At 59.7% G+C, this 347-nt stretch carries 1 pseudogene; it reads left to right on the plus strand.

The window, feature by feature from the left end:
* Positions 1 to 347, plus strand: a pseudogene (locus Q4563_RS17580) (hypothetical protein); the annotation flags it as partial.

Here is a 347-nt window from a genome sequence, read left to right on the forward strand (position 1 = left end):
CCCTTGATCGGGCAACTACGTCGCCTGGACTGGACGGAACGCACACCGGATAACCAGCTGTTTGTGCGGCATTTGTTGGGTAACTGGTCAACGCCAGAGGCAGCAGACAAGCCTGAGAGTGACTGGTTACGTACCGGAGCGACGATCACCGAGATGATGGCACCGGTTATCCAGCAAGGACTTGTGGCACTGCCTGCCGCTGATGCGGATCAGGATGCCTGGGTTCAGCGTGGGTTGAACCAGCATCATGCAGGTTGTCCAGCCACGGCCCGATTGCTGGTTGCCCAGTTGGCGCTCGGCAGGCACATGAGTCTGGTTGAAGCAGCCCGGCTGGAGCTGGTTATGGC

The organism is Gilvimarinus sp. 1_MG-2023 (genome assembly GCF_030548285.1).